This is a genomic window from Streptosporangium heterodermiicola (assembly GCF_051390675.1).
Lineage (GTDB): Bacteria > Actinomycetota > Actinomycetes > Streptosporangiales > Streptosporangiaceae > Streptosporangium.
In genome coordinates, this window is record NZ_JBPJSR010000027.1 from 12,189 (window position 1) to 31,916 (window position 19,728).

Sequence of the window (19,728 nt, forward strand, 5' to 3'; positions counted from 1 at the left end):
CCCCGTGTAATAGAGGATTCGTTCCCGGCTCGTACGAGAAAAAGCGTATCCGAGGCGGTGACGAATCCACCGGCTCTCGGTTACCGTCGAGCCCGGCATCGGATTCCCGAACTTCCCGGTGAGGCGCTGGTGGTCATCGACGACATTCATTCTCCGCGAGGTGCTCCGCTCAAGAGGGTGGTCGTCACCGGTTACGGAGTCATTTCCCCGTTCGGGGTCGGCTGGGAAACCGCGTGGTCGAATCTGATCCAGGGCGCGAGCGGTATTCGCGAGCTTTCCGGAATTGACACCTCCGGGCTTCCCGTGAGCATCGGCGGCCAGATCGTGGACTTCGACCCCGGTGTGTGGCTGCCGGCCTCGCTGGTGCGCCGCACCACGAGACCGGCGCACCTCGCCCTGGTGGCCGCCACGCTCGCGCTGCGGGACGCCAAGCTCGACGTCGACGCCGGGCTCGCGCCGAGACTCGGGGTGACGGTGGGCACGGCCTGCGGCGCGAGCAGCGCCCTCGTCGACGCCGGGGCCGCGTTCGCCGAACGCGGCTTCATGGCGCTGAGCCCGTACACCTTCACCTCCACGGGCGTCGTCACGGTCGCCTCGGAGGTGGCCCTGCACGTCGGCGCGCAGGGACCCACGGCCTGCACGGCGACCGCCTGCGCGACCGGGGCGACCTGCGTCGGCGAGGCGATGCGGCTGATCCAGCTCGGCAAGGCGGACGTCGTCCTGGCCGGCGGCGCCGACGACACCATCACCCCCTTCGACATCGCCGCCGCGGCGAGGGCGAGGGCGCTGTCCCGCCGCCGGGGGGACCCGCGTGCCGCCAGCAGGCCGTTCGACACCGGCCGCGACGGGTTCGTGATGAGCGCGGGGGCCGGGATCCTGGTGCTGGAGAGCGAGGAACACGCCCTCGCGCGCCAGGCCGGCGTGTACGGCGAGGTGGCGGGCTACGCCGCCACCACGGACGCCTACAACCTGACCAGCCCGCACCCGGAGGGGACGGCCGTCGAGAGGGCGGTGCGCCTCGCCCTGGAGGACGCGGGCGTCACCCCCGACGAGGTCGGCTACGTCAACGCGCACGGCACCGGCACCCGGATGAACGACAGCGCCGAGCTCAAGGTGATCCGCCGGGTGTTCGGCGAGCGGGCCACGTCCGTGCCGGTGAGCTCGACGAAGAGCATGACGGGCCACATGCTGGGGGCGGCCGGCGCCGTCGAGGCGATGATCGCGATGGAGGCCCTGCGCACCGGGATCGTCCCGCCCACCGTCAACTGCGACGACCCGGAAGACCCGGAGATGAACTTCGTCGCGCACCGGGCCCAGGAGCACGCGGCCGACGTGGCCGTCAGCAACTCCTTCGGATTCGGCGGCCACAACGCGGTTCTGGTCCTGCGCCGCCGGCGGGACTGATCACCCTGACCGGCAGGGAAAGTCGGAAAAGCCGCCCGGTGTGACCGTGAAGGGATTGCAGAGAATGTCTACGAAGCAACAGGAAATGCTCTCGACTTTGGCCGGGATAGTGGAGAGGGTGGCGGGCGTCCCCGCGGAGAGGGTGCAGCCGGACAAGTCGTTCACCGACGACCTCGCGCTCGATTCCCTCGCCGTCGTGGAGGTCGCCTTCTCCATGCAGGAGGAGACCGGGGTGGAAATTCCGGAAGAGGATCTGGCGCGCATAAGAACGGTCCAGGACTTCCTCGATTTCGTCGAACTCTCCGCGGAGCCGAATTGACCGCCCAGCGAGTTCCGGAACGCGGCGGCGTCGCGCCCGCCGTCACCTACGACGAGGTGACCCCCGCCGAGCTGCTCGGCTCCGGCTTCGCGGCGCCGCGGATCAACGAGAGTCCCTGGCTGGTCCGCTGGGACCTGCTCGGCGACGGCCCGGACGCCGACAGGTTCGTCCTGGACGCGCTGGCGGAGACCGTGGACCTGGAGACCTCGGGCAGCACCGGCCCGAGCCGGTGCTGGCGGCGGACGCGCGAGCAGATGTGGTCGGAGGCGGGCCTGCTGGCCGGCCTGATCGAGCGCGACCGCCCGGGCGCCATCCTCTCCTTCGCGCCGCCCAGGCACGTGTACGGCGCGCTCGCGAGCGTGCTCGTCCCGGCCAGGCTGCGCCTGCCCGCCTGGTACCGCCCGCAGTACTTCGGCGCCATGCCGCCCCCGGAGTCCCTGCGCTGGGCCGTGGTGGCCGTCCCCTGGACCTTCTCCATCCTGCGCAGGCACGTGGCCTGGGTGCGGCGGACGGAGCACCTGACCGTGCTGCACAGCACGGCGACGCTCCCGGCGGCGGCCGAGGCCGTCGTCAGGGAGGCGGGGACGAGGCGGATGCGCGTCGTGGAGGTCTTCGGCTCGACGGAGGCGGGCGGCATCGCCTCGCGCACCTGGACCCCGGACGGGCCGCCGTGGGAGCTCTTCGACGACGTGGAGTTCGCCCACCCCGTCGGCGCGACCGGCGACGCCGCCGACACCTCGTCCGGGGAGCGGCCCGTCGGCGCGACCGGCGACGCCCCGTCCGGGGAGCGGCCCGGTGATCCGTACGAGTCCGGCGACCCGTACGAGTCCGGCGACCCGTACGGGGAGGAGACGCCGCTGGTGGTCCGGAGCCCCCGGCTGGCCTTCCGGCCGGGCGAGGCGCCCGCGGACGTCTGGCGGACCGACGACTACGTGCGGCGGCTCGACGAGCGCAGGTTCCGCTTCGACGGACGGCGCGACCGGCTCGTGAAGATCAACGGCCGCAGGATCGACCTCGACAGGCTGGAGGAGTCGGTGAGATCGGTGCTCCGCTGCGCCGATCTGGCCTTCCTCCCCGTGGCCGACGCCCTCACCGGCGAGAACTTCGACCTGCTCGTGGTGCCGGAGGGCGGGGAACCGCTGTCCGTCACGGAGGTGCGCGCGGCGGCGGGGCGGTTCGACGCCCGGCCGCGCCAGGTGCGCCTGGTCGATCGGATCGACCGCTCCGACACGGGCAAGCTCCGGCGACTACAGCGACCTTCCCTTTCCGACGCGGGAGCAGACACGTGACAGCACTGATCGACGGACGTTCCACCGAGAGCCTGGCCTCGATCGTCCGCAGCACGCACTGGGACGCCCGGGTGGAACCGTGCGATCACGAGGACGCCCACCGCATGCGGGCCAGCGTGGACCTGCTCGCAGAGCGGCTCTCCGGCTCCGACTCCGTGTACGGGGTCACCCACGGGTTCGGCCCCCTGGTGGCGTTCTCCGCGGCCGACTCCCCCATGGAGCAGGGCGCGGGCCTCATCGCCCACCTGGGCTCGGCCCAGGGCAGGCCGCTGGACCCCGAGGTGTCCCGCCTCATCGTCTGGCTACGCCTCAGCAGCATGCGCAAGGGCCACTCGGCCGTGTCGCCCGACTTCTGGCAGACCCTGGCCGACCTGTGGAACGCGGGCTTCACCCCGTCGATCCCGCGTGACGGTACGGTGAGCGCCAGCGGGGACCTGCAGCCGCTCGCCCACGCGGCGATGGCCCACGCGGGCACCGGGGAGGCGTGGGTGCGCGGCGACGGCGGCTGGTCGGTCGTGCCCGCCGCGCAGGCCCTCGCCGACATGGACGCCAAACCGGTCGAGTGGTCGGCCCGCGAGGCGCTGGCCTTCGTCAACGGGACCAGCGTCAGCCTGGCGGTGTGCATCGTGAACCACCAGGCGGTGCTGAGGCTGGTCAGGGCCGTCGGGATACTGACGGCGAGGATCGCCGACATCCTGGGCTCCAACCCGGAGGCCTACCACGCGGGCATCGGCCGGGTCAGGGGGCAGACGGGGCAGCTGACCGTGGCCCGGTGGATCCGCGAGGACCTTCCTCCCGGCATGGAGCGCAACCCGCTCCGGCCGCTGCAGGAGCCCTACAGCCTCAGGTGCGCCCCCCAGGTGCTGGGCGCGGTGCTCGACCAGCTGTACGGGGCCGAGGAGATCCTCGTCCGCGAGGCCATGGGCTGCACGGACAACCCGATCTTCTACGAGGGCGAGCTGCTGCACGGCGGCAACTTCCACGCCATGCCGATCGGCCTGTGCTCCGACCAGATCGGCCTCTGCCTGCAGCAGGTGGCCTTCCTCGCCGAACGGCAGCTCGCCCTGCTGTGCGACCCGTCGTACAACGGCGGGGTGCCGCCGATGCTCACCCCCCGTCCCGGGGCGGGCAGCGGCCTGGCCGGGGTGCAGCTGAGCGCCACCTCCTTCGTCTCCAGGATCAGGCAGCTGGCCTACCCCGCCTCCCTCACCGCGCTGCCGACGAACGGCGGCAACCAGGACCACGTGCCGATGGCGCTCAACGGGGCCAACTCGGTGGCCGAGGCCGTGGAGCTGGCGTGGCTGGTCGTCGGCTCCCTCGCGGTCGGCGTGGCCCAGCGGGGCGCGCTCGCCGGGCGGAACGAGACGGCCGGCGGCCTGTGGGCCGACCTGGCCAGGCTCTCCCCGCCGCTGCAGGCCGACCGGCCGCTCGCGGCCGAGGTGCGCGCCGCGAGCCGCCTGCTGCAGGAGGCCGCGGAGGGACTGCTCTCCAGCGAGGACTGAGGCCACGGGAGCCCGGGTCCCCGCGAGAACCGCGATTCCCCGGGGCTCGCGACCCCACGAGGACCGGGTTCCCGCGAGACCGCGATTCCGTGAGAGCCGCGAATGCACAGGGGTCGCGATTTCGTGAGAACCGCGAATCCGCAAGGGTCGCGGTTCCGTGAGAATCACGAATCCGCAAGGGGCGCGACTCCGCGAGGGCCGCTAATCTCACGAATCTCGTGAATCCCGCGAGAAACGAAACGCCGGGGGCGATGTCCCCGGCGGCGGAAAAGCGTTCCTCCCCCCGGAGGGACGCTCATGCGAATATGAATGTGAATGCGAAAGGTCTGGTAACGACGGTGGCCAAGGCAACACGCCGTGGATTTCTGGGAGCGATGGCCGTCGCGGGAGGGGCGGCCGCGGGGCTGGCCGCCGGTGAGCCGGCGGCGAGCGCGACGACCACGGGCCGGGCGCGTTCCGACTGCGCCCCCCCGCCGGGCGCGGCGACGATAAAGCCGGACGACCCGAGATACGCGGAACTCACCACCAGGGGGTACAACTCCCGCTTCCTCGCGCAGCCGGAGTCGGTCCGTCTCGTCCATTCCGCCGAGCAGATCGTGCAGGTGGTCAACGAGGCCGTACGCGCCGGCAAGAAGATCGTCGTGCGCAGCGGCGGCCACTGCTTCGAGAACTTCGTGGACGACCCCGCCACGTCGATCGTCGTCGACATCTCGGAGATGAACGACGTCTACTTCGACACCGCCCACAAGGCGTTCGCGATCGAGGCCGGTGCCACGCTCGGGAAGGCCTACCGCTCGCTCTACCTCGGCTGGGGCGTCACGATCCCGGCCGGCGGCTGCCCGAGCGTGGGGGCCGGGGGCCACATCGCCGGCGGCGGCTACGGTCCCCAGTCGCGCAGGCACGGGCTCGTGATCGACCACCTCTACGGCGTGGAGGTCGTCGTCGTCGACCGCTCCGGCCGGGCGAAGATCGTCGTCGCCACCCGTGAGGCCCGCGACCCCAACCGGGACCTGTGGTGGGCGCACGCCGGCGGCGGCGGCGGGAACTTCGGGATCGTCACCCGCTACCTGATGCGCTCCCCGTCCGCCCGGGGCAACGACCCCGCGACCCTGCTGCCCAGGCCGCCCGCGCAGCAGCTCGTGGTCTCGGCCAGCTGGAGCTGGGAGGGCATCACCGAGGAGTCGCTCTCCCGGCTGGCCGACAACTACGCCCGCTGGCAGCAGCAGAACCACGCCGACCCCGCGTTCGAGAGCATCGACAGCTCGCTCACCATGTACCACCGCTCCAGCGGGCGGATCGAGCTGTTCGCGGCGATGGACGGCGGCGTGCCCGGCGCGGACGGCATCCTGTGGACCCTGGTGCAGACCGTCGGCGAGGGCGTCGGCGTCGAGCCCACCTTCGACTACTTCAGCACGGCGCCGTGGCTGCGGGTCACCCTCTCCTACGACTCCGGCGCCGGCGCCTACGCGCTCAGGTTCAAGTCGAAGGCCGGTTACCTGAAGAAGCCCTGGACGCCGGCGCAGCTCAAGGTCGTCTACCGGTTCCTGACGGAGGGCGAGGCGGACACCGGGGCCTCGGTCTACCTGATGTCGCTCGGCGGGAGGATCAACGCGGTGGACCCGGCGGCCACGGCCAACCCGCACAGGACCGCGCCGCTCATCGGCTTCTTCGACATCGGCTGGTGGGACCCGGCCGAGGACGAGAGGTGGCTGACGTCGATCCGTGACGCCTACCGGGAGATGCACGCGGACACCGGCGGCGTGCCCGTCCCCGGCGAGGCCTACGACGGCGCGTACATCAACTACCCCGACAACGACCTCGCCGATCCCGCGCTGAACACCTCGGGAGTGCCCTGGCACAGGCTGTACTACAAGGACAACTATCCGAGGTTGCAGCAGGTCAAGGCGAAGTGGGACCCCCGCAACGTGTTCAACCACGCGTTGTCGGTCCGGCTGCCCGGGGCCTCGGACGCGCTGCCCCCGCAGGCCGCTCCCGGGACCGCGCGCAGAGCTGCGGCGGAGCCCAGGAAATACCCCCAGAGGGTGTCTCCGAGGCACGCGAACAACCTGCGCTCGCTCGGTCAGCCCGGCTGAGCGAAGATGCCCCCGCCGGTCCGGCGGGGGCACCTTCGCCGTACCCCTAGAGCGGCGTCAGGAAGACGATCCCGAGGTTGCGCCGCCTGATCGCCTCCGCGAGCTCCGCGCGGGTCGGCGGCCGGTCGACGTGGACGACGATGCCGAGCCGCTGCCGCGCCTCCTTGAGCCCGATCCTCTTGATCAGGTCCTCCATCTCGCCGGCCATGGTGTCGGGATCGTCCATCAGCTCGGCGCGCATGGGGGTGCGCACCCCCATGTCCGTCACCTCGACATCGGCGCCGCCGCGCAGGTTCACCTTCCATCCGGCCTCGGTGTAGACGCACAGCCTGCCGTTCTCGCTCTGCTTCATGACGGGAATCTCGTATCTCTTACCGGTCTTTCTTCCGGTGAAGTGGAGAAGTATCACCCCGGCCACGGAGCGTGCCTTTCCCCTGCGCACCTGCTTACGCATCAGAGGGTTGAAGAGGCGCATCATGAATTTCATCACGATGGGCGTTTCCTTGATGGTCACCGCATGAGATGTGTTTTCCGCCATGACCCATTGTTTCATCTTCGCGGGGATTTAAAGAGGGGTCGCGGCCGATTCGTCGAACGGCGGGCGGTCAGGCCAGACGCCTGCTCTCCGCGTCGGCGGCGTTCACGGCGTTCACGGCGTTCGCGGGATTCGCGCCGTTCGTGGTGTCGCCGGCGTCCGCGGTCTCGTCCAGGCGCCAGCGCGCCCGGCCGCCCACGAAGGTGGCCACGCACCGGCCGGGCCCCTCGTGCAGCAGGAGGGTGTAGGCGTCCCGCTCCCCGGCCTTCCCCGCCTCCCCGGCCTCCCCGGTCTCCACGGCGAAGACGGCGAAGTCCGCGCGGACGCCCCGTTCCAGGGAGCCCAGGCGGCCGGGACCCTCGGCCATGCCCAGCGCCCGCGCGCCGCCCAGCGTCAACGCCTCGACGAGGAGCCGGTCGTGTCCCGGCGCGTGGGAGAGCGCGCGGGCGACCGACAGCGGGTCGCCGCCCGTACGGGTGCCGACGGCGATCGCGCTCCCGCCGTCGAGGAGACCCTCGGCGGCGAACGGCGACGAGATGGCGATCACCGTGCCGCGGACCCCGAGGAGCTTGCGGTCGGCCTCGTCCAGCGGGCCGGAGATCGCGACGTGGCAGCCCGCGCCGAGCACCCCCACCTCGTCGAGGAACCCGACCGGGTGGCGGCCGGGCTCGGCGTGCAGCCGGAGCCCGAACGTCCGCGACAGGACGGCGAGGTCCTCCATGACGTGCGGGTCGGGGGAGTGGGCGGCGATGCCGATGACGCCCGGGTGGTCGACCTCGCGGATCGCGGTGATCAGCCGGTCGCGGCCCTCGTCCTCCCAGCGCTCCTCGTTCTCGCAGCGGGTCTCCAGGTAGGTCACGCCGTCCAGCCCGGTCTCGCCGAGGACGGAGGCGGCGTCGAGGTCCGCGGCGACGCCTCCCGCCGCGGTGACGCCGTGCGCGGACGGCGCGCCTGACACCCTGTCGAGCCGGAGGTGCGCGTCGATCAGCCCAGGAACGATCATGCCCGGCCACTGGACAGGTGACAGGAGGGGGTGGGCGGCCTCGATCTCGGCGCGCGGCCCGACCCGGACGATCCGGTCGCCCCTGACGACGATGGCCCCGTCCCTGATGGGAGGGCTCGCGACGGGCAGGACCAGGGGGGCGCAGTGGACGGAGACGGTACCCCTGGTGCGCGTGCCGATGAGTCGCCCGGCACGCGTCGACATAGGCACTCCTGTAAGTTCGTCCCCTTTGGAGAGGTTAAGGGGCGCGACGTTAGATCTCAAATGCATCTCCGGTAAACGTCTTCCCGCCTTCCTGACAGAAGATTGTTGATCTATCTGAAAACGGTCGATACCGTCTTTTAGCGTGATACGACCCCCCAGGTTGCTGAAAGTGCTGCTCGCCGCGATCGTGTTGATCCCCGTCGGTCTCACCTCCGTCCCCGCCTCCGCCGACCCCGTTCCCGAGCCCGAACACCCCTGGCGCCTGGACCACTGGCCACGGACCCAGCCCTGGCAGCAGGACGCCCCCGAGGCCGCGACCGCGCGCCGGGCCGACCCCGCGAGCCCGGCGGCGATCGACCCGCAGAACTGGAAGAACCCGGACCACATGACGTGGGCCGACTACCGCAAGCCCCCCGGCACCAACTGGGCCGACCCCGCGGCCAAGGGGTCCAAGCGGACCTTCCGCGGCGCGCTCGTGCTGGCCGACTATCCCAACCAGCCGTTCGTGGTCACCCAGCCCCAGGGGTCGACCGTCTTCAGGAACCCCAGCGCCGAGGCCCACGACATCCCCCGCGACCAGGTCGCCACGTTCTACCGGGACTTCCTCAACACCCCCAACGCGCTCAACCGGGGCCACACCATCCACGAGTACTGGATGGAGGACTCGGGAGGCCGCTACGGAGTGGAGCTGACCTCGTTCGGCCCGTACCAGATGCCGGGCAAGTCGCACGAGTACGCCATGGAGTTCCAGGGTGGCACGGCCTGCCCGGCCGGTGACACCTGCAACCGGAACATCAGGACCGACGCGCGGGCGGCGTGGGTCGGCTCCGTCGGCCAGGAGATCCCGGCCGGCTTCGACTTCGTCTTCTACCTGAGCGCGGGCCAGGACGAGTCGGCCACCTGGCAGGAGTTCGGCCCGATCAAGTTCCCGGCCAAGGAGGCGGTGACCGACGACTTCGGCCCGCCCGACCCGGCCCTGCCCAACTGGGCCAGGACCCGCTACGTGGAGTGGACGTCCTGGGCCTCGGCCTCGTCCATCTGGCCCAACGCCGGGGGCGGATCCTCCACCCAGGCCGAGAGCTCCGGGCAGGGCGTCTACGCCCACGAGCTCAGTCACATCCTCGGCATCGGCGACAATTACAACAACCCGTTCGGGGTGCCGCCGCGCCGGGCGTACACCGGCATCTGGGAGATGCTCAGCCGGGGCAGCTTCAACGGCCCCGGCGGCCCGCACAGCCGCTGGCTCATCCCGCCCACCTCGGGCGGCTCGATGGGCGCCCAGCACATGCTCCGCAACAAGATCAAGCTGGAGATGGTGGACGAGGCCAACGTGCTGCGCCTGTCCAGGGAGGCGCTGGCCGAGTCGGGGCTCGTCGTGGCCAAGGTGACGGCCCGGGTGGCCCAGCCGGGGCCCACCGGCCTGTCGGGGGTGAACATCGCCTTCGGCGACGGCGACCGCAGCCCGGCCTGTGACACGAACACCGACCCGTTCTGCGACGGCGGCGGCTACAACAACTACACCGTCGAGGTCGTGGACAGGATGGGCGCCGACTCCTTCACCCCCGACTCCGGCGTGCTGCTGGCCAAGACCAAGAACGAGGACCGGGCGCCGTTCGAGTGGGTCGTCGACGCCAACCCGCAGGACATCGGCATGACCGACTACGTGCTGCCGGACGGCACCGCCGTGCCCATCACGGTCGGCGACTATCGCCAGCTGTCGGACGCGTTGTTCCACGCGGGCACCGGCTCTGGCTCGGAGTTCGAGTACGTGGACCAGGCCAACCGGCTCCACTTCTACGTCCTCGACCTCAAGCGCGACCGCAAGGGCATCCTGTCGTACACGGTGGCGATCCGCTCCCTGGACGGCGCCGGGCCGAACAGGCGCGGCGTGAAGCTGCTCCCGTCCGTCGGCGTCCCGTCGGGCAAGGAGCTGACGTCCTGCCGCTTCCCGCTGTTCAACACCGGGAAGGCCGCGCGGGCGCGGGGACAGCACCCCGAGGACGTGAGCGCCTACCTCAAGGGTGACGTCTACCGGCTGACGGCGACCGTCGACGGCCGCGGCTGGACGGCCTCGCTGCCCAACGAGCTCGCGACCGCCGACTCCGGCGAGAGCACCGTGGTCTCCGTCGACGCCCGGCGCGGGGCGGGCGGCGCCCACCTCGCCAAGGTGACCCTGACCGCCACCTCGGAGAGCGACCCGTCCAAGACCGCCAAGGCGACCTGCCTCGCGCTGGGCCGGTAGCGCGGAGCGCCGGACGCGTCACCCGGGCGCCGTGAAAGGGCCCGGGTGACGCGGAGGCACCCGTGCGAGGCCGGGAGAGACGAGTTCACCCGCCGGTGGCCGCGGAGACACGCGGTCACCGGCATTGCGTCTGGTTGAATCAATCATGAGAGAACGCGCCGGCCGGTACGGGGACCGCGGCGTGCCGTGGTCTTCGCCGAGGGGTGTGGATGGCCGGGCCGTCGAACGTACCTGACCAGCATGGTTCGAGACCGCCGAGACCGCCGAAGCCGCCGAGACGCAGGATCCCGCTGGCCGCGCCCGCCGCGGCCGGTCTCACCGCGGCCGTGGCCAGCGTCCTGGCGACCTCGCTGGACGTGTGGGAGCTGCCCACCGAGGCGAAGGTCGGCGTCACCGCGGTCGCCGGTCTCCTGGTCGGCCTGCTCACCTGGGCCACGGCCGGCTCGCGGTCCGGGGAGCGCGACGCCGGTGTCGCCGGGACGTCGTGGCGCCCGCCCGACCAGTGGCCGCCGGTCTCCGCGCACTTCACCGGCCGTACCGAGTCGCTGGCCGAGCTGCGCGAGGTCTTCGCCGAGCGCCGCCGCGCCCGCGACCACGCGGGGAGCGCCTCGCCGCTGGTCGTCTCGGTCTACGGCAGGGGCGGGGTGGGCAAGTCCATGCTCATCGCCAGGTTCGGGCACGAGATCGCCGGCAGCTTCCCCGACGGACGCCTCTACGCCGACCTGCGCGGCGAGGTGGAGGCCCCGGTCGTCCCCGAGGAGGTGCTGATCGGCTTCCTGCGCGCGCTCGGCGTGCGGCTCACCACCGACCCGGGCGGCCTGGCCGAGCTGCGCACGCTCTGGCTGACCTGGACCAGGGGCAGGCGCGTCCTGATCTGCCTGGACAACGCCCACGACGGCGACCAGGTCAAGGACCTGATCCCGGCCGAGGCCGGCTGCGCGGTCATGGTCACGTCGCGGCAGCCGCTGTTCCTGCTCAACACCTACGACAAGCGGCTGTCGGTGTTCAGCGAGGCGCAGGGCGTCGAGCTGCTGGCCCGGCTCGCCGGGGACGACAGGGTCGCCGCCGACCTGGAGTCGGCCCAGGAGATCGTACGGATGTGCGACCACCTGCCGCTGGCCATCGGCATCTGCGGCGGGCGCCTCGCCACCCGGGAGAACTGGACCCTGCGCCGCCTCGCCGACCGGCTGAGGGACGAGCGCAGCCGCCTCGGCCAGCTGGAGATCGGCCGCGGGCTCGACAAGAGCGTGCGCGCCTCCCTGCAGCTGAGCTACGACGACTGCACCGGGCTCCAGCGCCGCCTGCTGCGGCTGCTCAGCATGGTCAGCGCCCCCGACGTGCCCGGCTGGGTGGCGGGGGAGCTGCTCGCCACCTCCGAGCCCGAGGGCGCCGACCAGCTGGAGGCGCTCATCGACGCCCAGCTCGCCGAGTGCTCGGGCATCGACCTGTCCGGGGTGATGCGCTACCGGCTGCACGACCTCGTCAAGATCTTCGCCCGCGAGCTGGCGCTCTCCGACGACGACGAGAACCACCGCAGGGCGGCCGTCGAGCGGGTCCTGTCCGGCTACCGCCGCCGCGCGGAGACCGCGGCCGTGGCCCGCTGGCCCCAGGACTGGGGGCGCAGGGCCAGGCCCACCGGCTCGGAGCCCGCCCCGGCGGCGACGCGGGAGCAGACCTCGGCGGCCGACTGGCTCAACGCCGAGCGGCTCACCCTGGTCGCCGCGATCGGCCAGGCCAGGAACATGGAGATGTGGGAGCTGGCCTGGGGCCTCGGCCGGGCCTTCTGCTCGCTCTGCCACTCCCTGCGGGCCTACTGGTCCGACTGGCGGGCGGTCGCCGAGATCCTGTGCGAGGCCGCGGACCACATGGGCGACCCCCGGGCGGTGGGCATCGCGCTGCTGGACCGGTCGGCGGTGGCGGGCGGTCAGGGCGGTCACCGCAGCGCCATGACGGACGCCGAGCGGGCACTGGAGATCTTCACCGACCTCGGCGAGACCTGGTGGGCGGCGCGGGCGATGCGCGCGGTCGGCATGGCCCTGTTCAACGACGGCCACCTCGACCGGGGGCAGGGCCACCTGATCGGCGCCATCACCGCCTTCAAGGGCGAGGACGACCGCTGGTGGGTGGCGAGGACCCAGCGCAACCTCGCCGAGCTCCGGCTCGCCCAGCGCAGGCCGGAGGAGGCGCGGGAGCTGCTGGAGGACGCCCTGGCGGTGTTCGAGCGCGACCGCAACCGCTACTCCGAGGCGCAGACGCTGCGCGCGTACGGCGAGGTGCTCGGCGCGACGGCGAGGGGACTGCACGCCGCCGGTGACACCCGCGCCGCGGGCGAGGACTTCGCGAGGGCCGGGTTCAGCCTGGACCGGGCCGCCGAGATGTTCCGGCTGCGCGGGGAGCTGTGGGAGGAGGCCAGGTGCCTGCGCGCGGCCGGGGAGGTCGGCAACCCGGCCAACGCGCTGCGCGAGCTCACCTACGTGCGCCGGGCCACCGAGATGCTCACCGCGCTCGGCGACTCGTGGGGCGTCGCCAGGTCCGAGCTGTCGGCGGGACGCGCCCACGGGCGGCTCGGCCGCACGCGCGAGGCGCGGGAGTCGCTCCTGCGGGCGGTGCGCGCCTTCGGGGAACTGGGCGACCGCTGGTGGATGGCGAGGAGCCTGCGCTACCTGGGGGAGACCCACCTGGAGGCGGGGGACCGGCGGGCCGCGGTCTCCGTCCTGCAACAGGCCCGGGGCATCTACCGCAGCCTCGGCAACCAGGCGGGGATGGACCGCACCCTGGAACTCCTGCGCCGCGCGGACGGCTGAGATCGTACGGACGGGAACGGACTGTCTCCTGGAACCCTCCGCTTGTTGAGATCGTACGGGGGAACGAACCGTCCTCCGGAACCCTCCGCACCGCGCGGACGGCCGAGCGCGTACGCCGCGAACCGGGGGTGTCTCAGGACTCGGCGGATGTCAGCAGGTGCCTGGCGGCGTCGCGCGCCTCGTCGATGCTCTCGTGGAACAGCCTCCTGACCTGCTGGGCCTGCTCGGTGAGGTGCTCCAGCCCGGGGAGGGTGAGCGCGTCCTCCGCGGTCTCGGCGACCAGCGCCTCGTACTGCGGGGTCCGCTCGGCGAGCACCTGGAGCTGCTGGTAGGCGCGGTAGACGCCGTCGGCCTTGCGGACCTGCCTGGCGTACTCCTCCAGCGCGCGGACCCGCCTGGTCAGCGAGAGCTCGGCGGTCTCCAGTGCCCTGACGTAGGGGGTGAAGGCCTCGGCCACCTCGGGCGGGGGCGCGCCCGGTACGAGCCGGGCGTGCTCTGCCTTCATCTCCGACAGCCGTACCAGCTTTCTCGCGATCTGCCAGGTCTGGTCGGGCAGGGTCACCGCGTTGTCGATCGTGTCGAGCAGGCGCACCCGGTTGATCTCGGAGGCGAGGACCGACTCCGTGGCGTCCTGGGTGCGGCGCAGCAGGTCACCGCAGTCGTTGTCGAGGTCCTCCGGCAGGATGAACCGGTCCCTGTGCTCCATCGCCACCCGGACGCGCCGCCGCTCCCGCCGGTTCTCGGGATCGTCGCTCAGGCCGCGCAGCGCGGAGAAGGAGATCAGGACGAGGGCGGCGATGAAGCCTCCGGTGGCACTCAGGCTCGCCATGAGCAGCAGGAGCCCGGCGATCGCGATGACCTTGACGGGGTCGGGCCCGCGTCGGCGGGGGAACCGTCCCAGCCGGGCCGCGCGCAGTGCCTGCGGGCTGGCGCGTAAGACCGAGGAGATCGGCTCGGGCAGGGCCGGATCGATCAGCAGGTGCGGGGGGCGTCTCCTGGGATCCACGCGACCTCCTCGTGACGGGATGCGGGCGGGATCCTTCCACTGTCCCTCATGGACGGAGGTATGGCGCATTTACGGATGTCATATGGGGACATCGGTAATTACGGAAACCGGCACCGGACGTTAACTGCCCGCGCGTAAAGCGACGTATAAACTCGAAGGTGATGAACGACTTCACGCGTTGGATCGATCTTGAAGGTGCCGCCAACGTCCGCGACCTCGGCGGGCTCGCCACGGTCGACGGCGGGACCACACGCTTCGGCCGGGTCTACCGGTCCGACAACCTGCAGGGACTGACCGGACGGGACGTCCGGCAACTCGTCGGCGACCTGAAGCTCCGCAACGTCGTCGACCTGCGCTCGGGTGCCGAGGTGCGCCTGGAGGGGCCGGGGCCGCTCACCGAGGTGCCGGAGGTGAGCATCCACCACCACACCCTGTTCGCCGAGGGCGGCGTGTACACCGACGTCGAGGCCGACACCATCGAGGGCGACAAGGTGCTGCCCTGGACCGAGCGGGTCGAGGAGGACCTCGCCGAGCTCAAGGTGACCGGGTTCTACTACGCCTACCTCCGCGACCGCCCCGACTCGGTGCTGGCCGCGCTGCGCGCCATGGCCCTCGACGACGGGGCCGCCATCGTCCACTGCGCGGCGGGCAAGGACCGCACCGGCGTCCTCTGCGCCCTCGCCCTTGAGGTCGCCGGGGCCACCCGCGAGGCGATCGTCGCCGACTACGTCGCCACGGCCGACCGCATCGAGGGCATCCTGGCGCGGCTGCGCGCCAGCGACACCTACCGCGACGACCTCGACACCCGCCCGCCCGACGACCACCGCCCGAGGGCCGAGTACATCGAGCAGTTCCTGCGCGTCCTCGACGAGCGTTTCGGCGGCCCGCTGGAGTGGCTCGCCTCGCACGGCTGGAGCGAGGCCGACTCGCGGACCCTCCGCGCCCGCCTGCGCGACTAGCGCTTCTCCAGGACGAGCCCGCCGCGCTCTCCAGGACGAGCCCGCCGCGCTCTCCAGGACGAGCCCGCCGCGCTCTCCAGGACGAGCCCGCCGCGCTCTCCAGGACGAGCCCGCCGCGCTCTCCAGGACGAGCCCGCCCGCGTTCTCCGAGGCGAGTTCGCTGGAAGCTAGAAGAGGGTGCAGACGACGGGGGCGACCAGGACGGTCAGGGGTCCGCTGAGCAGTCCGGCCGCGGCGCTGTAGGCCGCGAGGGCCGTCCCCCGGTCCGGGGCGGTCGCGTCGGTCAGGAGCCGCCCGAGGCGTTGGGCGACGTCCACCTGGGCCAGGGCCAGGGTGTGGGCCGGTCGTCGCTCGCCGGGTGTGACCATCCGGACGATGGCCTGGGCGAGCACCAGGTCGCCGTGGTGCCGGCGTGCCTGGTCGTCGGCGAGCATCTCCAGCAGCGCCGACACCGCCCGCACGGCCGTTCGCGGGGCGCCGAGCATCGGGAACGCCCGCGCCAGCGCGGCGAAGGGCAGCAGGACCAGGTCGTGACGGCCGCGGGCGTGCGCGCGTTCGTGGGCCAGGACGGCGTGCACGTGGCGAGGGCTCAGCCGCTCCAGGGCGCCCCGGCTGACCACGACGCGGGCCCGTCGCCTGCCGCGCCCGGGTACGCAGTAGGCGACGGGCCGGGCCTCGGGCAGGACGTAGGCGCCGTAGCCGCGGTCGAGGTCGGCGACCAGGTCGATCAGCAGGCGCTGGCGTCGCCGGCCGGCGGCCGTCGTGATGAGGGTGCGCGCGGTGTGGGCCAGCAGCCAGGCCGGCAGCGACAGCGACCACAGCAGCGCGGCGACGTGACCCCAGCCCAGGCCGGACAGGCCCCGTCCGTCGGCGATCTGGTCGCCGAGGGTGTGCGCGCCGTGCGGGAAGGCCGCCGCGAGCGGTGCGACCGCGGCGATCAGGCCCAGCCCGAAGGCGCCCAGGCCGGCGGACAGGCCGATGGCCTGCCACAGCACCAGCGCGGCACGCGGCTGGCGGCTCGTCCACGCGGCCGAGGCCAGCCGCGCGGTCACCCGCCCGCCGAGCAGGAGGGGGAGCAGCGCGATGCCGGCGGCGAGCATCCACGCCGTCACGGCGCCCGCCCCTCTCGCCGCCGCCGCTCGTCGTGCTCGGTTTCCCGGTGCAGCAGGGCCAGGCGCAGGGCGGCGGCGACCTCGGGGGAGACGGTCCCGACGAAGCGCTGGACCACGGCGTCGACGTTGCCCGCCTCGCTGAGGGCTTCCTGCATGACCTCGGCGACGAAGGCGTCCTTGCCGGCACTGGCCCGGTAGCGGTGCGCCCGGCCGACGCGTTCCCGGGTGACCAGGCCCTTGTGCGACAGGCGCAGCAGCACGGTCAGCACGGTCGTCACCGCGGGCCGGGACGGCAGGGAGTCGGCGAGGTGCTGGGCGAGCATCCCGTGCGGGTGCTGCCACAGGGCCTCCATGATCGAGCGCTCCAGATGGCCGAGCCGCACTGGTGCCCCCTCTCCTCGTGATCGCTTCACCGTGGGCAGAAGGGTACGCCAGTGCCCCGGAGTGCTCTCGGCCGAGGCGGTGCGGACAGTTTTACGCGAATCTTCTACGCCGTGTAGAAGTATGGGGGCGGCCGCCAGGCCCCGGTCACCAGGCCGGGGCGTCTCCGCGCGGCAGCCAGAGGCTTGAGGAGCGTAGGTGTCGCAGCAACACGACCGGACCACAGGCGGGCGCGACAAGATCGCGGCGATGCGTGCCGCGGACGCCCGGCAGTCCGCCCGCAAGAGGAACCTCTCCGTGACCGCGGCCGTGGTGGGCGCGGTGGTCGTGGTGCTGGCCGCCTTCGTCCTCATCGGCAGGATCGGCGGCGGTGACGGGGGTACGACCGGCGCCGTGGCCGCCGGGGAGTCGCGGCTGGTGCGGGCCGACAGCCACACGGTGCAGAGCGCCGCCGACGGCAGGGTGACCCTGGTGGAGTTCCTCGACTTCGAGTGCGAGGCCTGCCGGGCCTTCTTCCCGGTGGTGGAGGAGCTGCGCGGGCAGTACGCGGGCAAGGTCACGTTCGTGGTCCGCTACTTCCCGCTGCCCGGCCACTTCAACGCCGAGCGCGCCGCCCGCGCGGTGGAGGCCGCCGCCCGGCAGGGCAGGTTCGAGGCGATGTACCAGCGGATGTACGAGACGCAGGCCCAGTGGGGGGAGAAGCGGGTCCCGGCCGACACGGTCTTCCGCGGTTTCGCCCAGGGCCTCGGCCTGGACATGGCCGCCTGGGACAAGGCCTACGACGACCCGGCCACCCTGGCGCGGGTGAACAAGGACGTCGCCGACGGCCAGGCCCTCGGCGTGAGCGGTACGCCCACGTTCTTCCTCAACGGCACCAAGATCCAGCCCCAGTCCCGTGACGAGTTCAAGGCGGCCATCGATGCAGCACTCGCCGGCTGAACCCGCCCCGGCCGAACACGTCGGCCACCAGGCGGGCGGTGAGGAGATGAGCGAACGGTGGCCCGAGGAGCCGTTCCCCCGCCTGCTGTCCTGGCTGCTGGTGATCGGCGGCGCGGTCGGACTGCTCGCGGCGTTCGTCCTGACCGTCGAGAAGATCGCCCTGTTGAAGGACCCGGACTACGTGCCCAGCTGCAGCGTCAACCCGGTGCTGTCGTGCGGGTCGATCATGACGACCCCGCAGGCCGAGCTGTTCGGCTTCCCCAACCCGCTGCTGGGGGTCGCCGGTTTCGCCGTCGTCGTGACGGCCGGCGCCGCGCTGCTGGCCGGGGCCGCCTTCGGCCGGTGGTTCTGGCTGGGCCTGCAGGCGGGGGTCACCTGCGGTGCGGTCCTCGTGCACTGGCTGATCCTCCAGAGCCTCTACGTCATCGGCGCGTTGTGCCCGTACTGCATGATCGTGTGGGCGGTGACGATCCCGCTGTTCTGGTACGTCACCGTGCACAACCTCGTGCGGGGCCACCTGCCGGGCGGTGCCCCCGGTGCCCCCGGTGCCCCCGGTGCCGCCGGGGGCACGCCCGCTCGCGGAGCCCGCGTCGTGGAGTTCCTGAGGAACTACCACTCGGTCGCGATCGCGTTGTGGTTCGCCGCGGTCGTCGCGCTGATCGCGGTGCGCTTCTGGTCGTTCTGGATCACCCTCGTCTGATCCCGAGAGTACAGGGTTACCTGAATTCAGGTAACCCTGTACTCTCGTTGATATGTTGACGATCGCCTCCGAGATCGAGGTCCTGACGCGTTTCGGCCGCGCGCTGGCCGACCCGATCCGCTGCCGGATCCTGCTCGCGCTGCGCGAGGCCCCCGCCCACCCCGCCGACCTGGCCGATCTCCTGGGCGTCTCCCGCACCCGGCTGAGCAACCACCTGGCCTGCCTGCGCGACTGCGGCCTGGTCGTCGCCGTCCCGGTCGGCCGCCGCACCCGCTACGAACTGGCCGACCCCAGGCTCGGCCACGCCCTCGCCGACCTGAGCACCGCCGTCATCACGGTCGCCGCCGACGCCGAGCGCACCTGCGCCGACGCCGAGGAGAAGGGCTGCTGCTGATGGCCGCCGTCACTCTCGGCCCCACCCCGGCCCGGCGGGCCGCGCTGGCGCGCCGCATCCGGCTGCTGGTGGCCGCGACCATCGCCTACAACGTCGTCGAAGCCGCCGTCGCCGTCACCGCCGGCACCGCCGCCTCCTCGGCCGCCCTGACCGGCTTCGGCCTGGACTCCGTCGTCGAGGTCGCCTCCGCCGCCGCGGTCGCCTGGCAGTTCTCCGCCACCGACCACGAACGCCGGGAACGGGCCGCGCTGCGGGTCATCGCGCTGTCGTTCTTCGCGCTGGCCGCCTACGTCACCTTCGACGCCGTCCGCGCGCTGCTCGGCACCGGCGAGGCCGAACACTCCACCCCCGGCCTGATCCTGGCCGCCCTGAGCCTGGCCGTCATGCCGTTCCTGTCGGCCGCCCAGCGCCGCGCCGGCCGCGAACTCGGCTCCGCCTCCGCGGTCGCCGACTCCAAGCAGACCCTGCTGTGCACCTACCTGTCCGGCGTACTGCTGGTGGGCCTGGCGCTCAACAGCCTGTTCGGCTGGTCCTGGGCCGACCCGATCGCCGCCCTGGTCATCGCCGCCGTCGCGGTCAGGGAAGGCCGCGAGGCCTGGCGCGGCGACACCTGCTGCGCGGCCCCGGCCGCCACCCCGTCCGGAAGTACGGTGCCGGAGGCGGGTGGCTGCGCGGACGGCTGCTGCTCACCCGTCCGGGACACGTGACGATCGGCCGGTCGCACGACACCAAACAGTGATCGAGTACGCCCCCGCTCCGGTCGAGAGCATGTTCTCGGAGCACTCCCTCACGCGAGGGGCCTTCGCCCGGCCGCGCGTCCGGCGCCGGCCGGGCCCCGCCGC

Annotated in this window: 17 protein-coding genes; 12 read left to right on the forward strand and 5 right to left on the reverse strand. The window is 72.4% G+C overall.

Translation table 11 applies throughout. The annotated features are described in order from the left end of the window. Positions 1–177 precede the first annotated feature (177 nt). The 5 genes from ACSC1Q_RS37185 (at position 178) to ACSC1Q_RS37205 (ending at position 6,607) form a co-directional block, all read left to right on the forward strand. Positions 178–1,404, forward strand: coding sequence for a beta-ketoacyl-[acyl-carrier-protein] synthase family protein (locus ACSC1Q_RS37185; RefSeq protein ID WP_436763418.1), 1,227 nt, complete (start codon positions 178–180; stop codon positions 1,402–1,404). A 64-nt stretch (positions 1,405–1,468) separates the two neighbouring features. After that, on the forward strand, positions 1,469–1,723 hold the full coding sequence (locus ACSC1Q_RS37190) for an acyl carrier protein (RefSeq protein WP_436763419.1): 255 nt from the start codon (positions 1,469–1,471) through the stop codon (positions 1,721–1,723). Then, entirely contained in the window at positions 1,720–3,012 is a 1,293-nt protein-coding gene (locus ACSC1Q_RS37195; RefSeq protein WP_436763420.1) for a class I adenylate-forming enzyme family protein, read from the forward strand. The genes ACSC1Q_RS37190 and ACSC1Q_RS37195 overlap by 4 nt, the downstream gene beginning before the upstream one ends. Beyond that, on the forward strand, positions 3,009–4,514 hold the full coding sequence (locus tag ACSC1Q_RS37200) for an aromatic amino acid lyase (protein WP_436763421.1): 1,506 nt from the start codon (positions 3,009–3,011) through the stop codon (positions 4,512–4,514). The genes ACSC1Q_RS37195 and ACSC1Q_RS37200 overlap by 4 nt, the downstream gene beginning before the upstream one ends. A gap of 374 nt (positions 4,515–4,888) precedes the next feature. After that, on the forward strand, positions 4,889–6,607 hold the full coding sequence (locus ACSC1Q_RS37205) for an FAD-binding oxidoreductase (protein ID WP_436763422.1): 1,719 nt from the start codon (positions 4,889–4,891) through the stop codon (positions 6,605–6,607). 46 nt (positions 6,608–6,653) lie between these two features. Here the strand turns inward: ACSC1Q_RS37205 and ACSC1Q_RS37210 are convergent, their stop codons facing one another. Next, on the reverse strand, positions 6,654–7,160 hold the full coding sequence (locus ACSC1Q_RS37210; protein ID WP_436763423.1) for a nitroreductase/quinone reductase family protein: 507 nt from the start codon (positions 7,158–7,160) through the stop codon (positions 6,654–6,656). Positions 7,161–7,212: 52 nt separating this feature from the next. Continuing rightward, entirely contained in the window at positions 7,213–8,349 is a 1,137-nt protein-coding gene (locus ACSC1Q_RS37215) for an amidohydrolase family protein (RefSeq protein WP_436763424.1), read from the reverse strand. A 142-nt stretch (positions 8,350–8,491) separates the two neighbouring features. On the opposite strand from ACSC1Q_RS37215, the gene ACSC1Q_RS37220 reads away from it, so the two are divergent. After that, positions 8,492–10,591 (forward strand): M6 family metalloprotease domain-containing protein, encoded by a 2,100-nt coding sequence (locus ACSC1Q_RS37220; protein ID WP_436763425.1) that lies wholly within the window; start codon positions 8,492–8,494, stop codon positions 10,589–10,591. A 326-nt stretch (positions 10,592–10,917) separates the two neighbouring features. Next, positions 10,918–13,395, forward strand: a complete 2,478-nt coding sequence (locus ACSC1Q_RS37225) for a tetratricopeptide repeat protein (RefSeq protein WP_436763426.1) — start codon at positions 10,918–10,920, stop codon at positions 13,393–13,395. Positions 13,396–13,528: 133 nt separating this feature from the next. On the opposite strand, the gene ACSC1Q_RS37230 is transcribed toward ACSC1Q_RS37225, so the two are convergent. Then, positions 13,529–14,401: a hypothetical protein gene (locus ACSC1Q_RS37230; RefSeq protein WP_436763427.1), complete on the reverse strand. Its 873-nt coding sequence runs from the start codon at positions 14,399–14,401 to the stop codon at positions 13,529–13,531. Positions 14,402–14,562: 161 nt separating this feature from the next. Here ACSC1Q_RS37230 and ACSC1Q_RS37235 point away from each other — a divergent pair, with 161 nt between their 5' ends. Beyond that, positions 14,563–15,360: a tyrosine-protein phosphatase gene (locus tag ACSC1Q_RS37235; RefSeq protein ID WP_436763428.1), complete on the forward strand. Its 798-nt coding sequence runs from the start codon at positions 14,563–14,565 to the stop codon at positions 15,358–15,360. Between the two features lie 167 nt (positions 15,361–15,527). Here the strand turns inward: ACSC1Q_RS37235 and ACSC1Q_RS37240 are convergent, their stop codons facing one another. After that, positions 15,528–16,472 carry a M56 family metallopeptidase gene (locus ACSC1Q_RS37240; protein ID WP_436763429.1) on the reverse strand — a complete coding sequence of 315 codons (945 nt, stop codon included), beginning with the start codon at positions 16,470–16,472 and terminating at the stop codon, positions 15,528–15,530. Next, complete coding sequence (locus tag ACSC1Q_RS37245) at positions 16,469–16,855, reverse strand: BlaI/MecI/CopY family transcriptional regulator (protein WP_436763430.1); 387 nt, start codon at positions 16,853–16,855, stop codon at positions 16,469–16,471. The genes ACSC1Q_RS37240 and ACSC1Q_RS37245 overlap by 4 nt, the downstream gene beginning before the upstream one ends. A 196-nt stretch (positions 16,856–17,051) precedes the next feature. Here ACSC1Q_RS37245 and ACSC1Q_RS37250 point away from each other — a divergent pair, with 196 nt between their 5' ends. From ACSC1Q_RS37250 to ACSC1Q_RS37265, 4 genes are read left to right on the forward strand one after another with little or no spacing between them, the layout of a single operon-like run. After that, entirely contained in the window at positions 17,052–17,792 is a 741-nt protein-coding gene (locus tag ACSC1Q_RS37250; RefSeq protein WP_436763431.1) for a DsbA family protein, read from the forward strand. Positions 17,793–17,838: 46 nt separating this feature from the next. Next, positions 17,839–18,492 (forward strand): vitamin K epoxide reductase family protein, encoded by a 654-nt coding sequence (locus tag ACSC1Q_RS37255; RefSeq protein WP_436763494.1) that lies wholly within the window; start codon positions 17,839–17,841, stop codon positions 18,490–18,492. A gap of 52 nt (positions 18,493–18,544) precedes the next feature. Then, the gene (locus ACSC1Q_RS37260) at positions 18,545–18,886 is read left to right on the forward strand and encodes an ArsR/SmtB family transcription factor (protein WP_436763432.1); all 342 of its coding nucleotides are present in this window, start codon (positions 18,545–18,547) and stop codon (positions 18,884–18,886) included. Next, a complete protein-coding gene (locus ACSC1Q_RS37265; RefSeq protein ID WP_436763433.1) occupies positions 18,886–19,593 on the forward strand; it encodes a cation efflux transmembrane domain-containing protein in 708 nt (235 codons plus the stop codon). The genes ACSC1Q_RS37260 and ACSC1Q_RS37265 overlap by 1 nt, the downstream gene beginning before the upstream one ends. The last annotated feature ends 135 nt before the right edge of the window (positions 19,594–19,728 follow it).